We start from the raw sequence: 25,848 nt of genomic DNA on the forward strand, positions 1-25,848 counted from the left end.
GGGCTACTATTCCTGCTAAAGTAAAGATAAGGAAGGTGATAGAAGTGGATTCTTTAACAAGGTTGAATGAGGCGATTACGTATATCGAGGCCAATCTAACAGAGGAAATTGATGTGCAAGAAGCTGCGAGATTAGCTTATTGCTCGGAATACCATTTTAAACGTATGTTTTCCTTTCTAGCAGGCATCTCGCTATCAGAGTATATTCGTCGTAGGCGTCTGACGCTTGCCGCACTGGAACTATCAGATTCATCTATGAGAATTCTCGATATCGCGATTCGTTATGGCTATCGCTCTGCAGATGCATTTACAAGAGCCTTTCAGCAAATGCATGGCATCACACCATCGGAGGCGAGGCAAAATGGTCAGCACCTAAAAGCGTTTCCACGAATGACCTTCCAACTTACCATACAAGGAGGTTGTGAAATGAATTACCGACTCGAACAAAAAGAAGCGTTTCACATCGTGGGTCTTATGAAAAGAGTACCTATCGTCTTTCAAGGAGAAAATCAAGCGATAACTGAAATGGCACGTGCATTAACAATGGAGGATATTGGGCAACTAAAAAAGCTGTCGAATCTAGAACCAACAGGAATCATCCAAGCCTCCACAAACTTTTCTGAGGGCAGAATGGAGGAAAAGGGCGAGCTTGATCATTATATCGGCGTAGCCACAACCGAAACGTCTCACCATTTTTCACAGTTGGATGTACCCGCTTGTACGTGGGCTGTCTTTGAAGCGGTTGGACCATTCCCACAAACACTGCAGGAAACATGGGGGCGCATTTATGCGGAGTGGTTCCCATTATCTGGCTATGAACAGGTTGCTGGTCCAGAAATCGTGCGCCATACAAGCACGGATTTTTCCTCACCAACCTTTACAAGTGAAATCTGGATACCACTTCAGAAAAAGAAGCCTCTTGCATAATGCGAGAGGCTTTTACTGTATTTTCGTTCCATTGGGCAGCTGCTGATCGGGCGTTAACAGGATTACATCTCCCTCCACAGGTACACCACCAATGACTAATACCTCTGACTTAAAACCCGCAACGCGACGTGGCGGGAAATTAACAATCGCCACTACTTGCTTCCCAATAATGACTTCGGGTGTATAACGCTTCGTAATTTGTGCGGAAGACTGTTTAATGCCCAATTCTTCACCAAAATCAATTTTCATTTTAATCGCAGGAACCCGAGCCTTTGGCAGTTCCTCAGCCTCTAATACCGTGCCGATTCGTATATCAAGTGCTATAAAATCTTCTATTGTCGCCATCACTGTACTCCTTAAGCTTTTATGACAATGTTAGCATTTAATAGAAAAAAATACAAAAAAGAAGAGCACATTGAGTGCCCTTCTCTCGTTAACGACGATGCTCTACCAGGTCAATCGCACCTAACACAATATGTGCTAAGCCAAAGCCAAAAATCGTATTGGCCACCATTTTGTTAGAGCCATGTTTTTGCTTCATTGCATAGCCTGCCGCAGTAACAGCTGACCCGAGTATAGTGGGGATTAAACCTTCACGAATTCCATTCATAAATTGATCCCTCCGTCGTATGATTCGGCGTGAGTTTCACACCATACTTACTATGAACGTTTGGCGCGGATACTATACTAGGCATCAACCGTATCAATCATGAAAGCAGTGATCTCCGTTTGATCTGCATTTGTATAGGCCTTGCAAAAAAGAACCACAGCACTTTCTTCATCATCAAACCATAAATAGCGAATTTCTGTTGTAAAACAACTTTGGTCATTCATTTCATACACATCAATAGCTAAGGAAGCTTCATCCAGCGGCCATGTTAAGGTACCTTGCAAGGCGAAAACCTCCTGCAGAAATATAGCAGTATCCTCTGTTAATATCTTCTCCTGTTGAAGTTTCTCATATCTATTATGTACTAAATCATCTAAGGTCATTTTCGTTAATGCTCTTATTTTGTCTTTCATTTGCATAGCCTCCCTCTTAATAGTTATTTTACTGGAAAAGGAAAAATTTTGTATAGGTAAATAGGGATTTATTGAAACGAAAAAGAGCGGTTAGCCGTATATAAACGAAGGGGGGCTGAAAATGAAGTATATAGGCATTGGCACCATCTTGTCCATTCTAGGTGTGATATGCTCCATTCTCATATGGGGTACAGAGGAAGCCCATTTGCTTTCAGGGCTACTCGGTGGAATTTTCATCGTTTCTGCCATGTTATTGTCAGGAGCCATCGCAAGCGGAGATAGAATGCGCGCCAATTTCGCAACAGAAACCAATGAAGACAGAAACGAACGCAATCTTCTCATGAATAACGCGTTACTATTAGCAATACCAAACATTATCGTAGCAATCTTTGTTTATTATTTATGAAGCTAATAGCAGCCATCAATTAAGAATAAGCCTTGCATTCAACACATTTAGCATTCAATCCACCGATTTGAATGAGCAATCCATTCTAAACATTTCTATCCATCAAAATGAGCATTGTATCCGTCAAATTAGACAGTATATCCGTCACATTTAGCATTCTATCCACCGATTTGCATGAGCAATCCATTCTAAGCATTTCTATCCATCAAAATGAGCATGGTATCCGCCAGATTAGACAGTATATCCGTCACATTTAGCATTCAATCCACCGATTTGCATGAGCAATCCAATCTAAGCATTTCTATCCATCAAAATGAGCATTGTATCCGTCAGATTAGACAGTATATCCGTCACATTTAGCATTCTATCCACCGATTTACATGAGCAATCCATTCTAAGCATTTCTATCCATCAAAATAAGCATTGTATCCGTCAGATTAGATATTTTATCCGTCAAATATAGAATTCTATCCACCGATTTGCATGAGCAATCCATTCTAAGCATTTCTATCCATCAAAATGAGCATTGTATCCGTCAGATTAGACAGTATATCCGTCACATTTAGCATTCTATCCACCGATTTGCATGAGCAATCCATTTAAGCGATTCTATCCATCAAAATGAGCGATGTATCCGTCAGATTAGATATTTTATCCGTCAAAAATAGAATTCTATCCACCGATTTGCATGAGCAATCCAATCTAAGCGATTCTATCGATCAAAATGAGCATTGTATCCGCCAGATTAGACAGTATATCCGTCACATTTAGCATTCAATCCACCGAATTGCATGAGCAATCCATTCTAAGCATTTCTATCCATCAAAATGAGCATTGTATCCGTCAGATTAGACATTATATCCGTCACATTTAGCATTCTATCCACCGATTTGCAATGAGCAATCCATTCTAAGCATTTCTATCCATCAAAATAAGCATTGTATCCGCCAGATTAGACATTGTATCCGTCACATTTAGCATTCTATCCACCACATTTTACAGACTATCCACCAATCATTACATATAAAAATCATAAAAAATGTCACATCTACCCTAGGTGTGGCTTTTTTCGTTGCATTTAATAGAGAGGAGTACATTTGCAATAGAGAGGTGGTACTATGCAATTAACAGATGGTACACAGATATTTGACACGGATATCATTGATGAGGCTGCTAAAAAAAGGGAGCGTGATGAGCAGGAGAGGGAGATGCTCAACGCCTTTGCCCGCTATGCTTATCTACGATATAAGCAAATACGAGACAAAGTAAATCCGCGAAAATGTAAATATATGTATATTAATCAGGTGCGTCAGCAATTAGCATTACCTGCTAGACTACAGCGTGTTTGCAAGCTGCTAACGATGACAGAAGAGGAAGTTCTCTACATTGTAGAATTTGTGCGGAAGTATTTGAAATACGTTAAATAAGCCTCATCTTCATAGATGGGGTTTTTTTACATAATTTCTAGGGAGAATTGTTTCTCAACACCCGCTCCATATAGTATGATGAACGTGTATAAAGGAGTGAGCGTAGTTGAGATTGATTAAATTTCTAGTGGTAATTGCTATATTCGTTGGTGTAGTGGGGTATGGTGTGCTACATTTCGGCACAAAATTCGCCTCTGAAAAAATTGTAGATACCTTGTCGACAGAATTAGAAAATAGCGGACAAAAGGAAAACATCAAAAGTACCATTGAAAATGACCCACAATTAAAAGCCTATATGGAAGAGGCGAAAACGGTCGATAGCAGTACATTACCGTTTACGACAAAAGAAGAGGCAACGAAAGTCCTAATTCAAAAAGTGGGCATTACCGATTTGAACGACATGCGTGTTAAATTGCAGGACGGCTCGATGACGCAGGAAGAAGCTCTGCAAATGGTGGAAGGCAAATTATCCGATGAAGAGATTGCCGCTTTAAAAGTCATCGTCTATAAAGAGCTTTATGAATAAAAAAGCAGAAGCAATTGTTTGTTTCTGCTGCTTTCATTACCCTTACAGATCATGATTATATTTCCATCTAAATCTTGAAGTAGGCAAAGTCATCAAAACGTTTTATAGCATGAATTGGAATGCCTTTGTCTTAATAGGAATTCGCTAAAAAATTCATTTCACCTGCTTAAAAGAGCATGCTTCATGGCATGTTCTTTTTTTATGTCCCATTTTTAAAAATTTTCTTTATATAGTTAGAAAGGACATTAGATGGAAAGAGGGATCGTCATGATTTATCGAGTAGCCAAAAAGGAGAATTATGTGGTTTTGGATAAAGCATTTTTAAATGATGAGCAATTAAGCTGGAAAGCAAAGGGTCTGCTTGCCTATATGCTGTCTTTGCCAGATGATTGGTCATTTAGTCTTGCAGATTTAGCAATACGTAGTAAATGTGGGCGGGAAGCGACAGCCAAAATTTTGGACGAACTCATAGAGGCGGGCTATCTTCAAAAAGTACAGGAACGAGGAAAAGACGGCAAGTTCGGTAGGGTAGAATTTTTCGTCTATGAAGCATCAAAACGTGCTGCTATACCGTCAACGGGAAATTCGTCAACGGTCGTACCATCGACGGAAAAGCCCACACTACTAAATAATAATTTACTAAATAATCAATTACTAAAAGATAAAGATGATAAGGAGTCTACTAACACTGCCTACCACTTTTATGTGCAACAAGGCTTTGGCAAACAAACAGCCTATATTGCTAGTAAAATTCGTCACTGGCTCACTATTTTTTCAGAGGACATGGTCATCTATGCGATGAAGCTAGCGGTGGAGCATAATGTTTTACGCTGGCGGTATGTAGAGAGCATCTTACAAAATTGGTGCCATCAGAACATAAAGAGTCTTGCAGATATTGCTATCGACCAGCAGCGTTTTCAAGCCCGCAAGCAGCAAGTGTCATCACATTCTAAAGCCAGACGACGGGAAATCATTCCGCAGTGGTTTCAGCAGCGTGGTGATCAGGAACAAGAATTTCAGCCAACAATTGATTTTGCAGCAGAACGACAAAAAATTTTAGCCCTCTTACGGAGTGAATAAATTCTCCGCATACCATAAAGGCTTAATCGATGAAAAGTTATCATGATCCTGTAAAATCATGTGAATTCTTTCCAACGCATCGTCAAAGGAGCGTGGGTCATAGTGACGAGTCCAAACAATGGTTGAAAAGACAGTCATGGCTGCATAGAGGGCATATAACTGCCAAAACATATCGTCTGGTGAAGATGAAAAATAGCCATCAATCTGCCCAATACAATAGGGGATACTTTGTCGTCTACTAAACAAGGCAAGATTATAAAAGTCATGATAAGGATCACCCACATCATAGCCATTAAAATCTATCACCCCATTGTAAGTATGTCCTTTACAAATAATGTGACCGAGATGAAAATCATCATGAAGCAGGGTGATGGGACGTTGCTTTAACAGTGGTAAGTGCGTTTCAATAAAGCGCAATAGTTTAGCTTCTTGAGGAAGTTGATAGGCATCTTGTTGGTATGCCTTCAAATAGGTAGAAAACTTTTTGAGCTGTGTTGTCTCCCAATGAATTATTTGCGGAGGGCTCACTTGATGTATTTTTCTCAATTCTTTCCCTGCCGCAAGACCAAGGTGGAATTGCTCAGAGTCAGAAAGTTCCTGAATAATTTCATCAGCTGGTGTTTCTTCTAAAAAGCTAACGACCATTGCGGATACATTGGCTTCCTGAAACAAGGTATAGTCAACGGCTTTATGTGTACTTACGCCCTGCTTTGCTAACTCTTGGAGCAAGGAAAACTCTACTGCACGTTTGTCATGATGTGCTAGATCTGACAAGCGCACCAAATAGCGCGTTTCACCAACTGTTACCAGATACTTGCTATCAGGTGAATAGCCTTTGTTAATTTTCACTAGCTGTGTAAAGCCGTGTAAGCTTGGTAATTGACGAATAATCTCTACTGCCTGCACACTTTCTTTCCTCGCTTTCAATATTTTAGAAGAACTAAAATACTACAGAAAACAATACTTTGTCAATGCTTGGAAGCGAGAAAAGAGGTTATAAAATCATAATGAAAAAATAGTAAAAGAGCACAACTAACTAGAAAACACTTTTGTGCGCGCATTTACTAATAGTAAGTGGATGTCCTTGTGACATTCACACTTCATAGCTTCGAGGAAAGAGAGGTGAAACGATCGCAGTAGCCTTAAGCGCGAAAAGAAGCTAATAAGCCTCAAAAGGAACCTCTAATTATCTGTTGTTTACCCTAAAAACCCAAAAAGAAGAAAAGAATAACATAGCGTCAGTCGCTAAAAATAATAGGAAAGGACGGTGCAACATGAGTTATGTTATTGAAAAACAGATGATGTCAGGGCTACCGAATCAAGCGCTAACGGCAGTCAAATACGTTGTGGCGCATGAATCAGGTAATGGCAGCAATACAGGTCCAAATGCATTGGAAAACGAAATTGCCTATATGAATCGAAATAAAGCCAATGCCTTTGTTTCTCACTGGGTAGGCGGTGGTGGAAGAATCGTACAAGTAGCCCCAGTCAATCTCGTGCAATATGGCTGTGGACCAAAGGGAAATCCGTATAGCTATGCCCAGGTGGAATTGGCACGGACTGCTGATAAGGAACAATTTAAAAAGGACTATGCGGCTTATATTTGGCTGTTACGTAAGCTTGCGATAGAGGCAGGGATTCCCACTGTTTTAGATGGTAGCGGCAACGGCATTAAGTCACATCGATGGATTGCGGAAAATCTAGGAGGCACTACGCACAAAGATCCTTTTGACTATTTAAAAAGTATGGGGATTACAGAAGCACAGTTCCAGCAAGATATTAAAAATGGGCTTGAGGAGGGATTAACTGTGTCACAATATAATGAGCTAAAACAAGAAATAGAGACGTTGAAAAGCTTACTAGCTGAAAAAGCTAGTTTACAAACAAGCAGAGAAGTGGGAGCAGCCCATAAAGAGGCTTGGGAGTGGGCTATTAGCGAGGGCATTATCCGAGGCGATGGAAGTAAGAACATGAATCCAGCAGGCGCCTTAACAAGAGAGCAAATGGCGACCATGCTGAAACGCTATTACGACAAATTTATAGCCAACTAATTGTGCAGGATAAAGCTCCTATGTCATCACGAGCTTTATCCTTTTTCATTGAATAAAGGTTTTTTTAAAATTTTGTCGAATGTAGTAGAAGAGAGGAGGGGTTTTGATGTTAACCAAAATAAGAAAAGTAAAATTTGAACAAGAAAGAAAAAATCCATTATACCAGGTGGTGATGGAATGTCCCGATGGTAAGCAACTCTATGTAAAATTTGATTATACGTATAAAACAAAAAATTTCTGGCCATTAGAAGTGAATTATAATAAAAAGAACTATGGTGCAAAGCTAGCATGGTATACAAATGAAGTCGAGAATATGACAGTGGCTTTATTTCTAGAAACGATTGCTGGTAAAATCAACAAGAAGTATGATTTTAACTTTAAGAAACAATAAAAAAAGCAGCACCTTGTAGGAGCATACTGCTTAAGACTTGTCCATTATTTAGTTGAGATATAAACAACAAGTGCTGCCTCATCAAATGTTACATTTGCGCCAAGTGCTTGACTGACAAAGCGTAAAGGCACCATTGTTGTACCTTGATATATTTCAGCAGGATGGCTGAGTGTGATTGTTGATGCAGAACCATTTGTATCAACATAAGCCGTTTTATTCCCCACACCAATCACAATTTTTTTACTGTCCTTTGTTGCCGTTACTTTTTTCGTTGCATTATCATAGCTAACCGTTGCCCCAAGAGATTCAAAGATTGCCTTCATTGGCACTAAGGTTGTGCCATTTTTCATATAAGCGCTAGGCGTATAATTTTGCTTCACGTCATTTAAATAGACAGCAACCTTCGTTAATACAGGTGCTACAGTTGCTTTAGGTGTTGGCGCAGAATAACTTTGACCGCCTGAAGAAGACCCTGCATCATTGCCACCATTGCCATTATGATAATGATAGCCAGAACAAAGCCCTTTAGCCTTTGATTTGTCAGAACAGTTGTGACCGCCATTGCTATCTAAACGCCCTGGATGTGCGCTCGCAATAGAGGCTGTGGTGAAAAATAATGTAAGCATCGCCATCAACAAAACCAATTTCTTCATATAAATCCTCCAATTATCAAAATATGTAATTATTATACTATTGAAAAGAGAATTTTGATATGTTTTTATAGGAAATTAGTTTTAACCCATTAAAAGGCACTACCAGTCAAGATTGGTAGTGCCATTTTGTTATACGGTTAATTGATTTTCGTTTTGGAGATCAATGGCTTTTTGGAGCAGTCGATGCAGAACGGCTGCAAAGGTTGCAATCGTACTGGTTACAAAGATGCTGATAAGTGTCAGCGTAATAATTCCTGTAATATCTTCCTTGCCAGTAAACATTATCATAATTGATGTAATACCTAGCACAAGGCCGGCTACAATAGTGAGAGCACAATTTTTGATCGTTCTCAAAGCCCGTACAGATGATTTGGAGAACGCTTTATGCTGGTCGATGTTCGTTAAGAGGCGATAGGCCTTATACAACGCCGTGTAATAGGGAATGCATAGTGCATACACATAGAGTAAAAAAAGATAAGACAAATAGGAGGATTCGGGATGTGCCGCTGCATCTCTACTGGCTATCCCAGGTAGCCAAAATAGTCCTAAAGCTAATACAGGGATACCTAGCAGCATAATCACACTCTTTAGGAAAATGGTTGACCCCTTTTTATGTTTCATACAATACACCTCACTGGTAATGATATATTGATTTTAAAATAAAATTTATCGATTTTCAATAAAAATATATTATTATTCATTGATTTTTTTCTTTTCAAAAGACATCCATCCTTATAGGATAGATGCCTTTTAAGTGGGATGATTAACATCTTACATATTTACGTTTAAAGCCAATTCTGCCTCGCTCTATTTCCTTTTGAATTGTTTCATAAGCATTTAGCTGTGTGCTTTTCTTGTTGTCTCGCTTCATTTCTACAGGACCAATCGCTTGTGTGGTTGCTACTGCTTGTTCGTGGAGCGGCACATAGGAAATAGCCACTGTGTATAAAAAATTATTCATGGCCGATTTTGTACGTTCGGGTACGTCGTGGATGGTATTTTTCACAACATCCAGCATGTTAGCCAGCTTGCTCTCGGAAAATTCGCTATCCTTGCGATTCCCTAATAGCCAGCAATAGCAGCTCCAGCCCGCAGACATTTTCAGTTCCTCACCACTGGCAATCCACGCATCCGCCACCTCCTGAGCAATCGGTGCCTCTGCTAAAGTAACCGCTACTACATAATCCGACAGCATATAAAAATAAGCTGCCTCCATCCATCGATTAAAATCTTCCACAGTCATGGCTTTTGGATCTGCTATGATGCCAGCAAAGTACATCGCATCATAGTTGCCAGTAGCATAAAGCTCTTCTGCTAGAGCCTGATCGATTTTAATTTTCTTCGCAATAGGCTTCATGGCACCTGTTGCCACACCAAATAACGGCTCATGGGCGCCATTTGACATATATATTTTTTTCGTCCGTTCTTTGCCAAGAGCCTCTAGCTCCTGCATCACTAATTCAGCATTCATAATAGCACTTCCTTTTTTTCTGTTTTCTAGATTATTTTTATTATCCTATAAAGAATGTCTTTTTGTAATGGAATAAAAGCATATCATATTAGAATATAAAATATCATATCTGAATATATTTTTGTCAGTCATTTTATATAGAAGGAAGTACCTATTTCCAATTAGCTAGAGCCTATTCCAAATAAACATAAATTGAGCTGCATCCGATTCGAGGGCAATTTGATGATAGTCTGTTGAATCATCATCTGTAATCAAGCGACCTTTTTGCACGTTTAAAATGGCATGTTTAACAGAGTCTGGATGTTCAATCGCATAGTGGGAGTCTTTTAGAAGAGTGAGGGCAGATCGACATTTATGTTTATCGATGCGCTCATTTTTTCCTTTAAAATACAGCTTAATTAAATAGGGCACATCGTCAATGATTAAACCGAGCTCAGGATTGGAACGCACAATTAAATCGTCACAATACCAATTCGCCTTACCTGGTTCAAACCACTGTACGTTTTTATTTTTTAAGAATCTTATATAGGCTTTAACGGCTTCTTGGTAATTTTTCTGGCGTGCAGGAAGGGCATTATCCACGATGTCGAGTAAATAGGTATCATTAAAACAATGTTCATGGTATTTTTTTAATCCATCACGCAAGGCTTTCCAATAATCTTTTATTGGATGGTACTCTCCCTGATATTTTATATCCTTCACAAACTTTGTCTTTGCTGCACTTCCCTTCATTGTGAAGTCTGTAAATTGTGTTAAACCAATAGATGGCTTTGTGAGCGTCGTCATTTTTCCATCACCCTTCTTTCATCATCGCTGACATACTATAGATTAGTATTATATTGGAAAGGGTACATGTATATGATTGATGGGCTTGTTAACAATCAGCTCCTAACAGTATTCTATTACAATAAGAAAATCAATTTTTTAAAAAAATATGTTTAGATGTGTTTTGACTGGGAATATAAATAGCGAGCTAGTAAAAAGCTCAAAAAAATATTTAGGAGGAATAGAAATGGCTAACAAGCAAAACAATCGCAACAGAAACAACAATGAAAACATGACTGTCGAAGAAGCGGGACGTAAAGGCGGAGAAGCTACCTCCAGAAATCATGACCGTGATTTTTATGAAGAAATAGGACGTAAAGGCGGCGAGGCTACGTCTAAAAATCATGGACATGAATTTTATCAAGAAATTGGCCGCAAAGGTGGAGAAGCTACGGCTGAAAACCACGGCGAAGAATTTTATGAAGAAATTGGCCGCAAAGGCGGAGAAGCTACCTCTGAAAAGCACGACGACGATTTTTATGAAGAAATAGGACGTAAAGGTGGAGAAGCACGCAGTAAACAGCGTAGTAACAACTCCAACAGCAATCAAAATCGTCGAAATAACAACAATAACTAATCACTTTTAAATAGCTTGAAACCCTTCACACACAGGGCGTTTGTAGTTTTAAACTACAGGCGCCTTTTTTGTTGTTAAGTTCCTCTCAATCCACAGGATAAATTTGTTGAATTTCTCCTAATTGTAGTATATATTTAATCCGCTTCTATTTGTTTTTAGAGGAAATGAGGATAGAGAGAATGACACAACTTATAGATAAAGAACTATTTCAGGTAATTCAATCCGTCGTGCAGGCTGTGAACATGACGGTCAAGATAAAACAAGATGATTCAGGTATTAATATGAGCTATAACTTTATTGGGGATTATGTAGGATTTGATGCGAAACGATTAGTAGAGGCAAGAAATGAACTAATGCTTCCAACTTCACTTGAAATTTATGTCAAAACAATGACCCTTCATGAGCTAGGTCATGCAGTGGATCGACAAGCATTACAGGCGTCACTTCCACGTACAATTGAAATCTTTACGATGAAAAAGCAACATGCCTTAAAAGAAATATATCGTCAGGAACAACTACTAGCCATGCTGATTGAAGAACATGAAATGAATATTCAATTTGAGCAAACGGCTTGGGAAAATGCATGGATGCTTAACCATACACATCACTTAGTTCCTGAAAAGGACTTTGACTATATCAAACAGCATAGCCTAGCGACCTATCAGCGTTTATATGAGCAAGATTTACAAGCTTATCACCATCTTTTGAACCAGCAGATGGTGCAATTAGTTTAGCTAGAAATAATCATTTCATACCGTCGCGGGAATAGATCAAACCAAATAGGGCAATGTAATACTACTTGGAGGTGATCATTTTGACAAAGGGCAAGCAATATAAACGTCAGTCAGAGTTGGCGGAATTAGCGACAGATTTAAGTCCAGATGATTTAGATGTGCGCGAAGAAAATGCTTTAACACAAGAGCAAAAGAAAAATTCGAGCGAAGGAAATCGTTCAAAAAAATCTGCCACACGCAAATCGCAATCATAACGTAAACACCACAATCATTTCCGATTGTGGTGTTATTTTATCTATTGCCACTTTTACATAGAACTGTACTACTGAGCGTTGATTTAATGTTACAATTTATAGAATGAATGAAAGGGGCTGGAATAAATGATTTTATTTATCGTATTTGTTGGAGTTGTCGTTGTTATAGGCATCGTCAGTAATGCAAATAAAAATCACAGCAAATCAAATGAGCACAATCACCATATCCATTCCACTAACGAATTTTCAACAAATGATGCATATCTTTCCTCCCAGGACAGCCAACAGTGTGCTGATTCTAGTGCTACTACGAGTGACTCATCCTGTGGCTCCGGTGGGGAATGAAGGTGGCCCATTCTGAATTATGGAGATATTGCTAGTAAATTGGCTTACGAGGATTCAAAGTAATCGAACTAAGAGCAAATTTTTTATAACGTGATCAAAAGCGGAGGAGGTCTGTTTTGCACCGATCTCTTCCGAAGTACATATGTAAAATTTCATCACCTCATAATTAACAACTACTGTGAACTGTTCTTTAAGATATAGCGAAAATGAAGCAACAGGCGTAAGATAGAGGAATAGATAGAGAGAATTTGGAGGTAGTAGTTGATATGATTCGATTCGAAAATGATTATGCAGAAGGTGCCCATCCACAAATTTTGCAGCGGTTAGTGGCTACAAATGAAGAACAATCTCCAGGGTATGGTATGGATGAGCATTCCGAAAAAGCAAGAGCCTATATAAAAAAAGCGATTGCAGCGGAGCAGGCAGACATTCACTTTTTAGTTGGTGGTACACAAACGAATACAACCGTGATAGCATCTATTTTGCGTCCTCATCAGGGTGTCATTGCTGCGAGTACAGGACATATTGCGGTGCATGAAACAGGAGCTATTGAGGCAACGGGTCATAAGGTACTGACATTACCTAGCGATGATGGCAAACTAACTGCGGCACAGGTGAAAGCCTCCTATGATGCGCACTGGCTGGATAGCACTCATGAGCATATGGTGCAGCCAGGCTTAGTGTACATATCACACCCTACAGAAAATGGCACGACCTATAGTAAGGCAGAATTAACAGCCTTACGTGAAGTTTGCCGAGACTGTGACTTACCACTGTTTATAGATGGTGCTCGTTTAGGCTATGGTCTAGTGGCACAAGACAGTGATTTATCTCTCGCTGACATGGCTCAGCTTTGTGATGTATTTTATATTGGTGGTACTAAAATGGGTGCATTGTTTGGAGAAGCAGTCATCATCGTGAATCCTGCGTACCAAAAGGATTTCCGCTACATGATTAAGCAAAGAGGAGGGCTACTTGCCAAAGGTCGATTATTAGGCATTCAGTTCGAAACGCTATTTGAAGATACGCTCTATATGGATATTTCGCATCATGCGGTAGATATGGCAATGATGATACGACAGGCATTTCTCGATAAAGGCTTCGCAATGCGCTATGATTCAAAAACGAATCAGCAATTTCCAATTTTACCAAACCATCTACTTCCAACGTTAGAAGAAAAATATTCCTTCTCCATTTGGGAAGCATACGATGATACCCATACGGTTGTGCGCTTTTGCACAAGCTGGGCTACGACCAAAGAAAATGTGGATCGTTTAATAGACGACATCTACCGTTTAATATAATCAATCAAGCTGCACCTTCCGTCAAAGGGTGCAGTTTTTTCCTATTATTCCCTAACTCTTGCTATACTATAGATAACAGGAAAGGTGGAAGCGAATGACTAAATACGTAGCACTTTTAAGAGGTATTAATGTAGGTGGGCACAATAAATTAAAAATGGCTGAATTGAGAGACGCGCTGCAACCACTGGGGCTCCAAAACATTCGGACATATATTCAAAGTGGCAATATCCTGTTTGAATCAAGTGAATCAGAAGAATTTTTGCAACAGCAAATTCAAGAGACCATCCAAAGTACCTTCACTATCACGAGTACAGTAATTATCCGTACAGCTGAAGAATTCCGCTCTATTGTGAACAATTGTCCTTTCTCAGAACAAGACTTAGCAGATGCAAGTGCTACAGCTACAGGGGAAAGTCTCCATGTTGCACTACTTTCAACAGTTCCAACTGAAGAGAACGGAGCTAAGTTATTACAATATGTAAGTGAAAAAGAGCGCTGCATTATCAAGGGGAGAGATGTCTATCTGTTATTTCACGATAGCATTCGCAATGCCAAGCTTAGTCAACAACTGCCTAAGCTAGAGGTGCCCGCTACAGCTCGCAATTGGAAAACGATGATGAAGCTTGCGACAATGATTGGTGAGTAGGGAAACTCATCTTTTCTATAAGGAGGCGTGTTTGAATGCGACGGGATCAAGTAGGTTATTTTATTTATCCTTTTTTGTACTTCATTGTTAGAACAATGAATCAATGGAGGAAGCATGAGCCGATTGCATGGGGAGAAAATGTGACGATGATGGTCATCACAATGGTCATCATCTATTTCTTTGTTTGGATGTGGAATTGGTCCAAAAAGCCGTATCAATGGAGAAAGAAGAATAATAAAGAAACATAAAGCAAGAGAGCAAATTTCATTATTGAAATGATGCTCTCTTTTTTTTACTTAAACTTTTCAGGTTTTGTGGCTTTAATAGAGGCAATTTCTCCACATTGGGTACAGACAGTGAAAATAAGGGGTGAACCTGAGGAAAAGATGGTATTCACGGGTCTTAAAGCAGCATAGCCATCTAATTTCCCTTCAGAAAAAGATTGACTGCCACAGGCTTTACAACTATATGTATTTGTTTCCATATTCTCACCTCGTAATGTAAGTTTAAGGAAATTATAGCATAGAAAAAACTACAGCGATATGCATCACTGTAGCTCAGAATTGGTTGATACCCCTTGAGGTTTTCTAAAGTATTATAGCATAACAACTTATTCATTGTATAGATGAAGGAAAATATATAAATGTTTCGACTTCATTTGACTTTATCGAATTGGCTATTTGAACGAATAGATTGGGTGTTTCCTGATTCGTGCTATCTTTATAAATGCCAAGAAGATATTGTAAATTGCGTTCCTCAAAGACAAAGAAGTTAAAAAGCAGGTGCTCAAAATAAATTCCCTGACTACCATCTTGCAGTGTATACGCTTTTCCTGAAAAGCTCACTTTTGGTTGAATAGGTCGAATATCAATTTTAAAAATATGCTGTTTCATTTCGTTATGAACATAGAGAATGTTAAGTGAATCATTCATGCCATATAGAGGATCTTTGTAAAATCGACCAAACTTATGTGTGATGGAAAACGGGGGTAAAACAGTTGGGAGTTTGACCTTACTATAATGCTGTTCAAATTCCTTCACAGCCGCTTCTACTGATTGATAGCCTGCTTCATCAAATTTTTCCTCAAAAGTGGGCGGCAGAGGATGCGCACTTGCATGTTCAATGGTTTGGTTAATTAAAAAAATACATAGTGAAAAAGTAATTTTCTTTAGCATTGCTTGCACGTCCTTATTTAAATAGCACTTTATATATAAGTATTTCGATTCAGGATGTAAATATACGAAGGATATTAGTTTAAAAATAAATAGTTTAATGTTAAACTATTTTACGTCAGGAGAGCTGATTTGCTCTTTTTCGTGTAATTTGAAGGAGGAATTGAAGATGAATCGAGTAAAAAATAAAGTGGCATTAGTGACAGGTGGAGCTTCTGGTATTGGTTTATCAGCAGCTAGCTTGTTAGCAAAAGAGGGCGCAAAAGTAGTCATTGCTGATTTTAATGTAGAGGGTGCTAAAGAAGCAGCAGCAACTTTAGTCAATAATGGGTATGAGGCAGCAGCCGTTTTCCTTGATGCAGGGGATGCTTCCTCCATTGAAGCGGCCGTGAACTTCACTGTAGAACGATACGGCTCATTAACGGTGCTCTTTAATAATGTTGGTCTAACTAACCTGAAGAAAGATTTAGATATATTAAATATTGATTTAGATGAGTGGGACCGCTTAGTCAATGTGAATTTAAAATCCATATTACTAGGAAGTCGTTTTGCCATCCCACATATGCAAAAAGCGGGAGGGGGCTCAATTATTAATACGGCTTCTATGGCTGCATTCGCCAGTGACCAAATTCGTACAGCCTATGGGGCAACAAAAGCAGGTGTGGTGAATATGACGAGAAACATTGCCACACAATTTGGGAAGGATCATATCCGTTGTAATGCGGTTGCACCAGGTCTTATATTAACACCTGCCGCGAAAAACAATATGCCAGAAGAAATGCTGGCCATTTATGCGAAATTTAATGCGCTACCATATCATGGGGAAGCGGATGATATTGGTCATGCAGTTGTATTTTTAGCCTCTGACGAATCAAAATTTATGACGGGCCAAACACTGCAAATTGAAGGCGGACATTACCTCGCTAACCCAACCATCGCTGATACTAATAACTGGCTAGCATCTTTATAGTTAATAAATAAAAGAGGTTGTCTTAAAATAGACAACCTCTTTATTATTTGGCACAAGCTTAGCTACATTTGAGGAGCTTCCAACCCAAACTGAGCCCATTCCTCTTTCGCTGGACCATAAATACCTGGAACAGTTAAACCAGCCTGACGCATCAGAACCGTCATTTGACCGCGATGATGACTTTGATGCTGTAGTAAAAATAATAACAGGGAACCATTGGGCATTTGTTGACCAATAAATTCAATCGTTTCAGTCATTGTCTTGTCAGTCCATTGCGATTGTATCGCTTCCACAAAGGCTTCACTCGCTTGGTGATAGCCATCTGCAATGAACTGAGCAGAAGTAGGAACTGGAAAATCCTTTGCTGGGGCTTCAAACGCTAAATTCGAATTCGAGGTAATAATTCGAATTGCAGTAACCGTGTGCCAAGCAACCCGTCCTAAAGTCCAGTTTTCGGGAGTGATTGCCTGATGTAGAGATTCATCTGTAAGGTGATTAAGTAATTTTTGCGTAGCAGCGGCTTCAAATGCCCAAGACTGTAAAAAATGATCGATTGTTTGAAACATGAAATCCCTCCAAAAATAGCCTATGATGTATTATTTTCCTATGCTCCTAAAAGAAAAGCAAGATAAAGCACTGCATAAAGGGGAAGGGCAATAGAGAGCAGGATGTACATGCTCCATTCACCAATCGATAATTTTCGTTGCCACCTCGTTAATTTTAGCTGTCGACAATAGATCATACTAGCAAGTAAAAAAATTAATAAAGTAAAATCCTTTAAGTTATCTAAAAAGATGTTCAGAATATCAACTCCTTTAGGCATTTGCAATATATGTGCCAACAAGACGTTCAATGACCATAAGCTGAGCCAACATAAAAAGTGCGTCTCTATCTAACATAGAAACGCACTTCGATTTATTCGTCTCGAATGACAATAATAACGCCACTAAAAATTAATAGGGAGCCTATCCAAAAGGAAAGCCCAATCGTCTCTCCCAATAAGAGCCAGCCTAAAAATGTGCCAACAATTGGTTGAAAGAAGAAAAATAAGCCGCCACTAGACGCATTCATTAGTTGAAGCCCTTTATTCCACAATAAAAAACCACCAGCTGTTGAGATAATGCCTAAGTAAAGCAAGCCGCCTGAAATGGTCGGTTGTAAAACACTTGCCAGATCTAAATTCTTTAGCCTTGGAAGGACAAAAGGGGTCAATAACATCACGGCAATCATAGATGTATAGGTTGTGACAACAATTTGTGAGTAATGGCTTGGTACCTTTTTGACGAATACCGACATCAATGCCCACGTTAAGGCAGCAAGCAGTAAATAGAGTCCACCTAATTGCTGTGTCACATCGATTTGACCATTGCCTACAACGATCCCGACACCAATCGTGGCAAGAATGATAGAGAAGCATTTTTTCAGCGTAATGCTTTCTTTTAAAATCAAACGGGCGAAGACAACCATAAAAGCAGGGGTTGTAGCAGTAATAATTGCCCCCATCTGCGCGGTGGATAGCATTGTGCCCATTTCCTGTGTCACAATTGAAATCGTGTTCCCAATAAGGCCAACAAGAAAAATGATCAGCCAATCTTTTTTAGCTATTTTCCAGGATTGCCTCATCATGATCCCTATGATCCCGAGTGCAATCACCGCGATCAAATAGCGCATCCAAACAAGCTCTAATGGTGGCACAACCTCCACCACTACTTTAACAACTACATACATGGCACCCCAAATACTCGCAGCAAGCGATAAACAGATGGCACCGATTATTAGATTTCTCATGTTTTTTCCTCCGTTTTCATAGATACCTATGCCCTTAACGGAGAAAAAGCGCTTCTACCGTTAAGGAAGAAGAAGTGCTGGTACGTCCTGTTCAAATAATGGAGCAAACATCATAATAATCCCACCATCCTCAAGTCATTTTTTATTAGTATAATAGAATACACATCGTTTTCATAGGGAGATTTCATGAAAGCAAAAAGAGGGGGATGAAAATGGTAATACTTCAATACGAGATGGAAGAGAAGGATTTGCCAACCATAAAGGAGGTCTATCAATCTGTAGGGTGGATGAAACATGATGAACAGATTATCAAACAAGTTTTCGATGCAAGCACACATCAAGTTTTCGCCGTGGTAGATGGAAAAATAGTGGGCTTTGCTAGAGCTTTGTCAGATGGCGTATTTAATGCCGCCATTTACGATGTGGTTGTGCATCAAGCCTATCAAGGCACAGGGATTGCTCGTTTACTTCTGGAGGATATGATCGCACAGTTAAGGGAGGTATCCTGCATTCAGTTAATCGCCACAACAGGGAATGAACCGTTTTATGCAAAAATGGGCTTTAGAAAATTGAAAACAGGTATGGCCATCTATAAAAATCAGCAACTAGCTCAAGAATATCTGGATTAAAGGAAATGGTCGGAAACCCACAAATGGTTTCCGACCTTACAATTTTATTTCATTATAATTAGACTGGATGAAATAGCTGTTAGTGGATACCTGCTTATAGTGCCCTACATTCCACTCATTCAGGTTGATTAAATCCTTAAGGAATTTGGGGACAGGGAAATTCCAATCTACATTTGCTATTGTTAGTGGGAAATTATCCTCAGCCGGATTAGGTGTATGGATATTAACTGAATCCAAACCAGCATCCTCCTCTACAAACTCCATCCATATTTGATAAGGTTTTCCGAATGTCGAGAGCCTTTCTGATAAGCGGTTATATAGGGCTATATGTGCTTTGATGTGCTCTCTTCTTATCTTTAAACCATCATTGCCGTACCCGTAAAAATCAAGGTGAGTGTGCCACAAATTAAACCAACCTTCTTCGTCAAAGTCTACAATAGATAGCTCTGTGGTTGTTTGTCGCCATAAGTTACGGAAATAACGCCTTTTCCCACGAAATTTTTTCAAATTACTGTTCCTCCATTTAAAAAGCTGTTCCTTTCATTGCGTTGCCTTTTATTAAAATAAAGGCTTTGGCAATCCACTAAGATGCGCGATAACAGAGATTTGCCCAATATGGTAAGCTTCATGTGAGTAAACATGATGAAACAACCAGTTAAGTGTAGGGACGGAAGGTGGCGTCCAACCATCGGAAAACTTCGGCACCTCGACTATTTCATTGAGCTGCGATTCGTCTAATGTATGTAGAATGTCATCCGTATAATTTCTAATTTGAATATAGCTATCTAGTATTTCCTTAGGCGAACAATCATCGTGAAGGTTTAATATACAAGGATTTTTAAGTCCAATTTCATTCACCCAATAGTCTTCGCTACTTGATAAATGAGAAATAATCCATGCTACATTATTTGGATAAAACTCAGATGTCTTAAACCAAAACGTCTCATCAAGTGTGCTTAGGTAAGGTATTAACGTTTTCCTAAGATCATTACGATATGGAAATAGCACATCTATACATCCTTTCATTTATTAATAGGTTTATTGTATAGGAACAAGCACGGGATAGGAAATGAATCCTTTTTTCTTCGGTTGAAGGAGGTCTGGAATATTAAAAAAATCACCTAGAGGAAGGTGATTAAATCGGATTGACTTTAAGTTCTCTTAGAATTAAAAGAACGCCCATTCCATACACAATAGAAATGGCTAAAGGTACAAGTGTGAAGGCTTGATCGACAAAGAAGCCCCCTAAAATCAGAGCAGAAAAGCAGACGCCTAGAGTCACAAATAAATAAGCCTTACTTTTATAAATCCATATGTATGGCAGAAAATGAGAGCCTGCAAGTAAACCAATTGTAAAGGGAAGATATTCAGGTATGTTCATATACACAATGATAAATACAGGTATGTAAAAAGCTTGAGGAGCGGCAACGATTCCTCCTAACGTCCCTAAAGGATTGCCAGTAGCGTTTAAATTAATCCCAAGAATTTTACTAATACCTAAACCGATAGGGAAAATGGCACCTAAGCCAAATATCCAACTTAAACGAACTGCTTCGATTGGCAAAACTAAGGGCATTAGAGTAAAAAGTAAAAAGACAACCGCACCAGAAAGTAAAATGGGAAATCCCTTTTTTACTTCAACGATCATTTCCTTTTGTAAATCTTCCAGTGTTTTATCCATCAACGCACCATCCTTCATGAAGTAAATAGAATATAACCTATAATATACCAGTATATTTCTATTTTTACCACAGATGATTTTAAATGGAATTTTTTAGAAAAGTTTGCGATCCATTGCCAAAAAAAATTCTTGAAGGCCAAGATTATTATTAAAAAGGAAGGAATAGCAGAGAGCCGAAACTTTTGCTCACTCTATGGCATTGATGAGGAAGCTGCCACAGGTATATCCAATGGGGCTTTTACCTGTTATTTTTTAAATATAAATGTTTTTAATCAAGAGTACATATTTAGAAAAGCTACCTTTATATTGAATATGCCATTTTCAATATAAAGGTAGGATAAAAAAATTAATATTTGACTTTAGTAATAATAGGGGTTTCAACTCTACTATTCAATTTTTGGAATAGCCAGATAGCAAGGAATAAAGCCATGCTTACAGTACCAAAACCGACCCAATTCAAATTTAGGACAGAGGTATGACTGATGACAAACCCGCCTAATGCAGACCCCAGTGCAAAACCGAATTGGATAAAGGAGGTATTTATGCTGAGGGCAATGTCTGGATTTCGAGGTACTAGTGTAACAAGAAGGAGCTGCTGGGCAGGAGAAATACTCCAAGTTGCTACCATAAAAATCATTAAAATCAAGATCAATACAAAGAGATTGATACCAGCTAGTGCAAATAAGAGGAGCGTTACTGCTTGTAACAGCAATCCAAAACAAATGGTAAAACGCGAACCCTTTGCATCAGCCAATTGCCCGCCCACTCTTGAGCCAAGAAAGCTACAGATGCCAGCTAAAAATAGAATGCCACTAATTTCAGTCATAGAAAGAGGGGATGTGGCTTGCAAGAAAGGCGTAATATAAGTAAATAGGGTAGCGTAGCCACCGACATAAAATAAAGTAATCGCCAGGGCAGTTAGAATTTTTGAATCTTTTAAAATCGAAAGCTGCGACCTGAGTGTAACAGCTTCTTCCTCCTTGATAACTGGAATTTTTTTATAGATGATAAGCAGTGGAAGAATGGTTAATAAACCGATCAACATAAATAAAACTCTCCATCCAAATATTTCGCTAAAAAATGTGCCAATTGGAACACCCAGCACGAGCGAACTACTTAGTCCCATCAAAATGATGCCGATAGCACGGCCTCTTCGTTCTTTTTCAACTAATCGAGTAGCTACTGCCATGGCTACCACTGTAGCAATTCCTCCGCTAACCCCTTGAATAATTCGTATCCCTAGTGCGTACTCAAAAGAAGAGCTGATAAACATGAATCCGTTACTAATAATGAACACACTAACGGTAGCCATAAGCAACTTTTTGCGATCCACATTGATCGTGAGCGCAATGAGAATTGGAGCGAAAATGGCTGCTGCTAGGGCAAATAAAGTCACTAATAACCCAGCTTCTGAAATCGTTACTCCAAAGTCGACGGCAATCATTTCAATAACGCCTGTAATAATGTACTCAACGGTTCCGATTAGAAAAACAATGAGTGATAAAACATAGATAATCAGCTTATTTTTCAACTCAATTCACGCTTCCTTCAGCTATTTATAATAGGTATTTGTATCTCCATTAATTGGACGTTTTGGGTTGTAGATAATGGTAAATAGATTTCTCTACCTGGTTCGTTTTCCTTGACTTGATAGTTATTTTCTACAATCCAGTTAGCTAAATCAACACAGGCTGTACAAGCAAAGTTAGAATCTGAACGAAAGGTCATTGTGGCCATCATTGGCTCAGGAGGAAGAGTCCGTAGTTGAAATGTATCAGGGAGTGATGAAAGCTCCTTGGTTAAAAAATAGCCGACTTCAAATTCGAACTCGTCTTCTTTCTCCTCTATTTCTTTCCATAAAACAACCTGAGGACTTTGAGCTAATTGGCGCATTTCCTTTGTTAGTAATTGATTAAATGTACGAAACAGATCTGGAATATCTTCTTCTCTCCCGCGTGCTTTCAAAGAAAGGAATTGCTGAGCATCCACTGCCTTGATGCGGATTTCTTGATCTGATTCCACCTGACCCTCTCGTTCTAAAAGTTGCATACGTTCTTCAATTCGTGCAAGCTTGGCCTGTTCCTTCTGGATAATATGTTGAATCTCACTTTTTTTCAGCTTAAACATCCCTTGTATATCTTTTAACGAAATATCTTCGTGGAGCAAACGTATAATTTGTGGCAAGGTAAACCCCAATTCCTTATAGAGAAAGATCCGATTGAGCTCTAGTAGCTGGTCTGCTGAATAGTATCGGTAGCAAGTATCATGGTCCACCTTTCTCGGCTTTAATATGCCAATCTGATCATAATAGCGCAATGTTTTTAAGGATACTTTGCTTAGCCTAGAAAATTCACTGATTTTAAACAAAATATCACCTCCAATCTAATAACTTAATGCAAGTATACAGTTTCCTGTGCAGGGGAAAGTCAAATGCTTTTTAAATAACCTTACTACAATCTAATGTAGTAAGGCTCTTGTGAATATTTCAATGAATGTTAAATATACAAATAACAATAATAATATAATTAAAAACAATTATTATTTATTGTTAATCAATAAATTTCGTGTTAAATTTATAGTGTCATTAAATAAGTGAGGTGCTTTCAATGAATGTTAAACCAGGTTTAACATCTTTTTTAAAGGTAATAATTCTTCTGGCTGGGATGGCCATTCTTGCCCTATGTATATTTTTTGTACCTCCTATGGCTCATTTCGCATCGAGTTTGTATCCGAATTTTTACACAATGAATTATCTCATTTTCATTGTGATGTATGGATCGGCTGTACCTTTTTACATTGCTCTCTATCAGGCTTTTAATCTTTTATGGTACATTGAAGCGAATACAGCTTTCTCGGAATTATCTGTAAAAGCATTAAAGTACATAAAGTGGTGTGCGATAATAATCAGTGGCTTGCACCTATTAGCTTCACCACTTTTTCATTTTATAACAAACAAAATGGATCCTCCTTTTGGAATAGTGGGACTCCTCATCATTTTTGTCTCACTAGTTATCGCCATTTTTGCGGCTGTCCTCCAGCGGCTTCTACAAGAAGTGACGAATATAAAATTAGAAAATGATTTAACGGTCTGAGATGGATGATATGGTGATATTAGCCAAACGAAACTGCTCATAGAAAGAGATGTTGAACATATCATTTAGAATTCGGAATCCTATGGAAGTTTAATAGTGAAGCAAGTAAATTTCTAGATAGATATGTAGTTTAATCTTTTAAGGGGGCTGATCCACTTTTATTCTACTTTTGCTATACTTTATGAAATTGAATAGTATAGGAGGCTATAAAAGTGGATTGGAAGATAAAAAAATTTGATGAACTAACAGTAAAAGAACTATATGAGATACTGAAGGTTCGTGCGGAAGTTTTTGTTGTAGAGCAAGAATGTGTCTATCAGGATCTAGATTCAAAAGACGAAAATGCTTATCATTTATTTGGTGAAGACCAAGGAGAGGTAGTTGGGTATTTAAGAATTCTACCCAAAGGAATAGCATATCAAGAAGCAGCAATCGGAAGAGTGTTAACAAAGCAAACCTACAGAAAAAAGGGATTGTCTCTGGAAATGGTTAAAAGAGCAATTGATTATATTCTAGATGATATTGGAGAAGACGCAATCCGCATTTCTGCGCAGGCATATTTGCTAAAATTCTATGAGGGCTTCGGATTTGAAAAGACATCAGATGTTTATTTAGAAGATGGAATAGAACATATAGAAATGCTATATAAAAGGCTGTAATTATCAGACACCTTGCGTTTAAAGAGGAGGATAGCCCTCGAATAGAAGGATAGAATTCAAAAAGTGGAGGATAAAACTGAAAAAGTAGCGGATAGAACGCTCAAAGAGGAGGATAGCCCTCGAATAGCAGGATAGATTTCTAAAAGTAGAGGATAAAACTGAAAGAGTAGCGGATAGAACGCTTAAAGTGAGGGATAGCCCTCGAATAGCAGGATAGATTTCTAAAAGTAGAGGATAAAACTGAAAAAGTAGCGGATAGAACGCTCAAAGTGAAGGATAGCCCTCAAATAGCAGGATAGAATTCTAAAAGTGGAGGATAAAACTGAAAAAGTAGCGGATAGAACGCTCAAAGTGAGGGTTAGCCCCGCAAATAAATTAGGAGGATAGCCTGTAAAGAGCGGATAAAATACTAAAAGACGATAAAATAGCAGATTAACAAATTGTAAAAATTGAGCGCTATCCGAGCATAAGGATAAGCGCTTTATTTTTTTCTTGAACTTTTAAGCCCTTAAACTAGTATTTAACCTTCAACCCTAGTAATGAAGCAAAACCTATGGCTTGTTCAGTAGAGACTTCACACCCATTTAAACTTTCTGGAGTTACTTGAAGTCTTTTAAATTTACATGTACTGATGTCTATTCCTTTTAAGGAAGTTTGGGAGAAATCCACATCATTTAGATCACTTTCCTGAAACGCCACCTTATTAAGTAAACAATCATAAAAATTCGCACCTTGCAGGGAGGTGCTATCAAATAGCACTTGTTTAAAGCGCACTTCGGGGAAATTACATAAGTTTGCAAGGCAATTTTCAAATGAAACATTGCCGAGGTTTGCTTCAGTTAAATTCAACCCTAATAGTTTACAGTTTTTGAAGGCCACTCTATGAATGATGCCTTCACTTAAGTTAGTGTTAGATAAATCACAGTTTTCAAAAACGACGTCCGTTAAATCAATTTTTTGAAAGGTACAATCGATGAATGTGACATTTTTAAAGATAACATTAGAGACGATTAATCGTTCAATATCCTCGTGAGCAATGACCGTATCCGTAATCTTGCAATTTGTTAAATAGGGTTCCTCCTCATAAAAAATATCCTGAAAATTTGCTTTGTCAAGATTCGGGGATATTTTTGGTGATATAAGTTGGAAATTGTATGACATATTAGCACACCCTTCAAATATAAATAAAAGCTTCTTCTATTTAGTATAAGTGCAAAC

Annotated in this window: 37 protein-coding genes; 18 read left to right on the forward strand and 19 right to left on the reverse strand. The window is 38.5% G+C overall.

The features are described 5' to 3' along the window. The first annotated feature begins 44 nt into the window (after nucleotides 1-44). Nucleotides 45-926, forward strand: coding sequence for an AraC family transcriptional regulator (locus NYE73_RS11050; RefSeq protein WP_259949104.1), 882 nt, complete (start codon nucleotides 45-47; stop codon nucleotides 924-926). 12 nt (nucleotides 927-938) lie between these two features. Here the strand turns inward: NYE73_RS11050 and csaA are convergent, their stop codons facing one another. From csaA to NYE73_RS11065, 3 genes are all read right to left on the reverse strand, one after another. Then, nucleotides 939-1,271, reverse strand: a complete 333-nt coding sequence (gene csaA, locus NYE73_RS11055; RefSeq protein ID WP_004228641.1) for a chaperone CsaA — start codon at nucleotides 1,269-1,271, stop codon at nucleotides 939-941. A gap of 88 nt (nucleotides 1,272-1,359) precedes the next feature. Then, entirely contained in the window at nucleotides 1,360-1,536 is a 177-nt protein-coding gene (locus NYE73_RS11060) for a hypothetical protein (RefSeq protein WP_004228639.1), read from the reverse strand. Between the two features lie 77 nt (nucleotides 1,537-1,613). Further along, on the reverse strand, nucleotides 1,614-1,949 hold the full coding sequence (locus NYE73_RS11065; protein ID WP_259949106.1) for a DUF7668 domain-containing protein: 336 nt from the start codon (nucleotides 1,947-1,949) through the stop codon (nucleotides 1,614-1,616). Between the two features lie 121 nt (nucleotides 1,950-2,070). On the opposite strand from NYE73_RS11065, the gene NYE73_RS11070 reads away from it, so the two are divergent. The 4 genes from NYE73_RS11070 (at nucleotide 2,071) to NYE73_RS11085 (ending at nucleotide 5,388) form a co-directional block, all read left to right on the forward strand. Then, entirely contained in the window at nucleotides 2,071-2,355 is a 285-nt protein-coding gene (locus NYE73_RS11070) for a DUF5316 domain-containing protein (RefSeq protein WP_115673739.1), read from the forward strand. Between the two features lie 1,118 nt (nucleotides 2,356-3,473). After that, nucleotides 3,474-3,782, forward strand: a complete 309-nt coding sequence (locus NYE73_RS11075) for a hypothetical protein (RefSeq protein WP_259949108.1) — start codon at nucleotides 3,474-3,476, stop codon at nucleotides 3,780-3,782. A 106-nt stretch (nucleotides 3,783-3,888) separates the two neighbouring features. After that, nucleotides 3,889-4,308 carry a hypothetical protein gene (locus tag NYE73_RS11080; protein WP_221683061.1) on the forward strand — a complete coding sequence of 140 codons (420 nt, stop codon included), beginning with the start codon at nucleotides 3,889-3,891 and terminating at the stop codon, nucleotides 4,306-4,308. A 267-nt stretch (nucleotides 4,309-4,575) separates the two neighbouring features. After that, nucleotides 4,576-5,388 (forward strand): DnaD domain protein, encoded by an 813-nt coding sequence (locus NYE73_RS11085; protein ID WP_054549414.1) that lies wholly within the window; start codon nucleotides 4,576-4,578, stop codon nucleotides 5,386-5,388. Here the strand turns inward: NYE73_RS11085 and NYE73_RS11090 are convergent. Beyond that, nucleotides 5,374-6,294, reverse strand: coding sequence for a phosphotransferase family protein (locus tag NYE73_RS11090; protein ID WP_259949114.1), 921 nt, complete (start codon nucleotides 6,292-6,294; stop codon nucleotides 5,374-5,376). The genes NYE73_RS11085 and NYE73_RS11090 overlap by 15 nt on opposite strands. A 368-nt stretch (nucleotides 6,295-6,662) precedes the next feature. On the opposite strand from NYE73_RS11090, the gene NYE73_RS11095 reads away from it, so the two are divergent. Both NYE73_RS11095 and NYE73_RS11100 read left to right on the forward strand, forming a co-directional pair. Further along, nucleotides 6,663-7,439, forward strand: coding sequence for an N-acetylmuramoyl-L-alanine amidase (locus tag NYE73_RS11095; RefSeq protein WP_103117966.1), 777 nt, complete (start codon nucleotides 6,663-6,665; stop codon nucleotides 7,437-7,439). Between the two features lie 106 nt (nucleotides 7,440-7,545). Next, nucleotides 7,546-7,830, forward strand: coding sequence for a hypothetical protein (locus NYE73_RS11100; RefSeq protein WP_048393855.1), 285 nt, complete (start codon nucleotides 7,546-7,548; stop codon nucleotides 7,828-7,830). 44 nt (nucleotides 7,831-7,874) lie between these two features. Here NYE73_RS11100 and NYE73_RS11105 read toward each other — a convergent pair whose 3' ends face one another. The 4 genes from NYE73_RS11105 to NYE73_RS11120 form a co-directional block, all read right to left on the reverse strand. Next, entirely contained in the window at nucleotides 7,875-8,483 is a 609-nt protein-coding gene (locus tag NYE73_RS11105) for a copper amine oxidase N-terminal domain-containing protein (RefSeq protein ID WP_048393853.1), read from the reverse strand. Between the two features lie 129 nt (nucleotides 8,484-8,612). Next, entirely contained in the window at nucleotides 8,613-9,104 is a 492-nt protein-coding gene (locus NYE73_RS11110; RefSeq protein ID WP_054549411.1) for a DUF2975 domain-containing protein, read from the reverse strand. Between the two features lie 142 nt (nucleotides 9,105-9,246). Continuing rightward, complete coding sequence (locus NYE73_RS11115; protein WP_259949118.1) at nucleotides 9,247-9,954, reverse strand: DNA alkylation repair protein; 708 nt, start codon at nucleotides 9,952-9,954, stop codon at nucleotides 9,247-9,249. A 165-nt stretch (nucleotides 9,955-10,119) separates the two neighbouring features. Continuing rightward, nucleotides 10,120-10,740, reverse strand: coding sequence for a hypothetical protein (locus NYE73_RS11120; protein ID WP_259949120.1), 621 nt, complete (start codon nucleotides 10,738-10,740; stop codon nucleotides 10,120-10,122). A 271-nt stretch (nucleotides 10,741-11,011) separates the two neighbouring features. On the opposite strand from NYE73_RS11120, the gene NYE73_RS11125 reads away from it, so the two are divergent. From NYE73_RS11125 to NYE73_RS11155, 7 genes are all read left to right on the forward strand, one after another. Continuing rightward, nucleotides 11,012-11,356 carry a KGG domain-containing protein gene (locus tag NYE73_RS11125; RefSeq protein ID WP_311198638.1) on the forward strand — a complete coding sequence of 115 codons (345 nt, stop codon included), beginning with the start codon at nucleotides 11,012-11,014 and terminating at the stop codon, nucleotides 11,354-11,356. 179 nt (nucleotides 11,357-11,535) lie between these two features. Further along, complete coding sequence (locus NYE73_RS11130) at nucleotides 11,536-12,090, forward strand: hypothetical protein (protein WP_054549408.1); 555 nt, start codon at nucleotides 11,536-11,538, stop codon at nucleotides 12,088-12,090. Nucleotides 12,091-12,161: 71 nt separating this feature from the next. After that, on the forward strand, nucleotides 12,162-12,344 hold the full coding sequence (locus NYE73_RS11135; protein ID WP_227744851.1) for a hypothetical protein: 183 nt from the start codon (nucleotides 12,162-12,164) through the stop codon (nucleotides 12,342-12,344). 126 nt (nucleotides 12,345-12,470) lie between these two features. Next, nucleotides 12,471-12,689 carry a hypothetical protein gene (locus NYE73_RS11140; RefSeq protein ID WP_054549407.1) on the forward strand — a complete coding sequence of 73 codons (219 nt, stop codon included), beginning with the start codon at nucleotides 12,471-12,473 and terminating at the stop codon, nucleotides 12,687-12,689. Nucleotides 12,690-12,955: 266 nt separating this feature from the next. Next, the gene (locus tag NYE73_RS11145; RefSeq protein ID WP_259949127.1) at nucleotides 12,956-13,993 is read left to right on the forward strand and encodes a threonine aldolase family protein; all 1,038 of its coding nucleotides are present in this window, start codon (nucleotides 12,956-12,958) and stop codon (nucleotides 13,991-13,993) included. A 94-nt stretch (nucleotides 13,994-14,087) separates the two neighbouring features. Continuing rightward, entirely contained in the window at nucleotides 14,088-14,639 is a 552-nt protein-coding gene (locus tag NYE73_RS11150; RefSeq protein ID WP_103117972.1) for a DUF1697 domain-containing protein, read from the forward strand. 35 nt (nucleotides 14,640-14,674) lie between these two features. Then, nucleotides 14,675-14,887 carry a hypothetical protein gene (locus tag NYE73_RS11155; protein WP_048393837.1) on the forward strand — a complete coding sequence of 71 codons (213 nt, stop codon included), beginning with the start codon at nucleotides 14,675-14,677 and terminating at the stop codon, nucleotides 14,885-14,887. Nucleotides 14,888-14,931: 44 nt separating this feature from the next. Here NYE73_RS11155 and NYE73_RS11160 read toward each other — a convergent pair whose 3' ends face one another. Further along, complete coding sequence (locus NYE73_RS11160) at nucleotides 14,932-15,123, reverse strand: hypothetical protein (RefSeq protein ID WP_048393836.1); 192 nt, start codon at nucleotides 15,121-15,123, stop codon at nucleotides 14,932-14,934. Nucleotides 15,124-15,253: 130 nt separating this feature from the next. Continuing rightward, on the reverse strand, nucleotides 15,254-15,814 hold the full coding sequence (locus NYE73_RS11165; RefSeq protein ID WP_259949132.1) for a carbon monoxide dehydrogenase: 561 nt from the start codon (nucleotides 15,812-15,814) through the stop codon (nucleotides 15,254-15,256). A gap of 166 nt (nucleotides 15,815-15,980) precedes the next feature. Here NYE73_RS11165 and NYE73_RS11170 point away from each other — a divergent pair, with 166 nt between their 5' ends. Next, nucleotides 15,981-16,781 (forward strand): SDR family NAD(P)-dependent oxidoreductase, encoded by an 801-nt coding sequence (locus tag NYE73_RS11170; RefSeq protein ID WP_048393834.1) that lies wholly within the window; start codon nucleotides 15,981-15,983, stop codon nucleotides 16,779-16,781. A 62-nt stretch (nucleotides 16,782-16,843) separates the two neighbouring features. Here the strand turns inward: NYE73_RS11170 and NYE73_RS11175 are convergent, their stop codons facing one another. The 3 genes from NYE73_RS11175 to NYE73_RS11185 form a co-directional block, all read right to left on the reverse strand. After that, nucleotides 16,844-17,347 carry a DinB family protein gene (locus tag NYE73_RS11175; RefSeq protein ID WP_048393832.1) on the reverse strand — a complete coding sequence of 168 codons (504 nt, stop codon included), beginning with the start codon at nucleotides 17,345-17,347 and terminating at the stop codon, nucleotides 16,844-16,846. 38 nt (nucleotides 17,348-17,385) lie between these two features. Further along, entirely contained in the window at nucleotides 17,386-17,634 is a 249-nt protein-coding gene (locus NYE73_RS11180) for a hypothetical protein (protein WP_340815513.1), read from the reverse strand. Between the two features lie 62 nt (nucleotides 17,635-17,696). Continuing rightward, nucleotides 17,697-18,569, reverse strand: a complete 873-nt coding sequence (locus tag NYE73_RS11185) for a DMT family transporter (protein WP_259949137.1) — start codon at nucleotides 18,567-18,569, stop codon at nucleotides 17,697-17,699. Between the two features lie 212 nt (nucleotides 18,570-18,781). On the opposite strand from NYE73_RS11185, the gene NYE73_RS11190 reads away from it, so the two are divergent. Next, on the forward strand, nucleotides 18,782-19,198 hold the full coding sequence (locus NYE73_RS11190) for a GNAT family N-acetyltransferase (RefSeq protein WP_048393829.1): 417 nt from the start codon (nucleotides 18,782-18,784) through the stop codon (nucleotides 19,196-19,198). Nucleotides 19,199-19,234: 36 nt separating this feature from the next. Here the strand turns inward: NYE73_RS11190 and NYE73_RS11195 are convergent, their stop codons facing one another. The 5 genes from NYE73_RS11195 to NYE73_RS11215 form a co-directional block, all read right to left on the reverse strand. Continuing rightward, complete coding sequence (locus NYE73_RS11195) at nucleotides 19,235-19,705, reverse strand: hypothetical protein (RefSeq protein WP_259949138.1); 471 nt, start codon at nucleotides 19,703-19,705, stop codon at nucleotides 19,235-19,237. Nucleotides 19,706-19,756: 51 nt separating this feature from the next. Further along, on the reverse strand, nucleotides 19,757-20,206 hold the full coding sequence (locus NYE73_RS11200; RefSeq protein WP_054549402.1) for a DinB family protein: 450 nt from the start codon (nucleotides 20,204-20,206) through the stop codon (nucleotides 19,757-19,759). 127 nt (nucleotides 20,207-20,333) lie between these two features. After that, nucleotides 20,334-20,879 (reverse strand): DUF7010 family protein, encoded by a 546-nt coding sequence (locus NYE73_RS11205; protein WP_048393824.1) that lies wholly within the window; start codon nucleotides 20,877-20,879, stop codon nucleotides 20,334-20,336. Nucleotides 20,880-21,225: 346 nt separating this feature from the next. Further along, on the reverse strand, nucleotides 21,226-22,410 hold the full coding sequence (locus NYE73_RS11210; protein WP_115673753.1) for an MFS transporter: 1,185 nt from the start codon (nucleotides 22,408-22,410) through the stop codon (nucleotides 21,226-21,228). A gap of 17 nt (nucleotides 22,411-22,427) precedes the next feature. After that, nucleotides 22,428-23,246, reverse strand: a complete 819-nt coding sequence (locus NYE73_RS11215; protein ID WP_259949139.1) for a MerR family transcriptional regulator — start codon at nucleotides 23,244-23,246, stop codon at nucleotides 22,428-22,430. Between the two features lie 239 nt (nucleotides 23,247-23,485). Between NYE73_RS11215 and NYE73_RS11220 the strand changes: the two genes are divergently transcribed. Together NYE73_RS11220 and NYE73_RS11225 are read left to right on the forward strand one after the other, a co-directional pair. Next, a complete protein-coding gene (locus NYE73_RS11220) occupies nucleotides 23,486-23,971 on the forward strand; it encodes a DUF2975 domain-containing protein (RefSeq protein WP_259949140.1) in 486 nt (161 codons plus the stop codon). Nucleotides 23,972-24,183: 212 nt separating this feature from the next. Then, nucleotides 24,184-24,630 (forward strand): GNAT family N-acetyltransferase, encoded by a 447-nt coding sequence (locus NYE73_RS11225; RefSeq protein ID WP_259949144.1) that lies wholly within the window; start codon nucleotides 24,184-24,186, stop codon nucleotides 24,628-24,630. A gap of 513 nt (nucleotides 24,631-25,143) precedes the next feature. On the opposite strand, the gene NYE73_RS11230 is transcribed toward NYE73_RS11225, so the two are convergent. Next, a complete protein-coding gene (locus NYE73_RS11230) occupies nucleotides 25,144-25,791 on the reverse strand; it encodes a pentapeptide repeat-containing protein (RefSeq protein ID WP_259949145.1) in 648 nt (215 codons plus the stop codon). Nucleotides 25,792-25,848: the final 57 nt, after the last annotated feature.

The organism is Lysinibacillus sp. FSL K6-0102 (assembly GCF_038003545.1).
Classification (GTDB): domain Bacteria; phylum Bacillota; class Bacilli; order Bacillales_A; family Planococcaceae; genus Lysinibacillus; species Lysinibacillus capsici.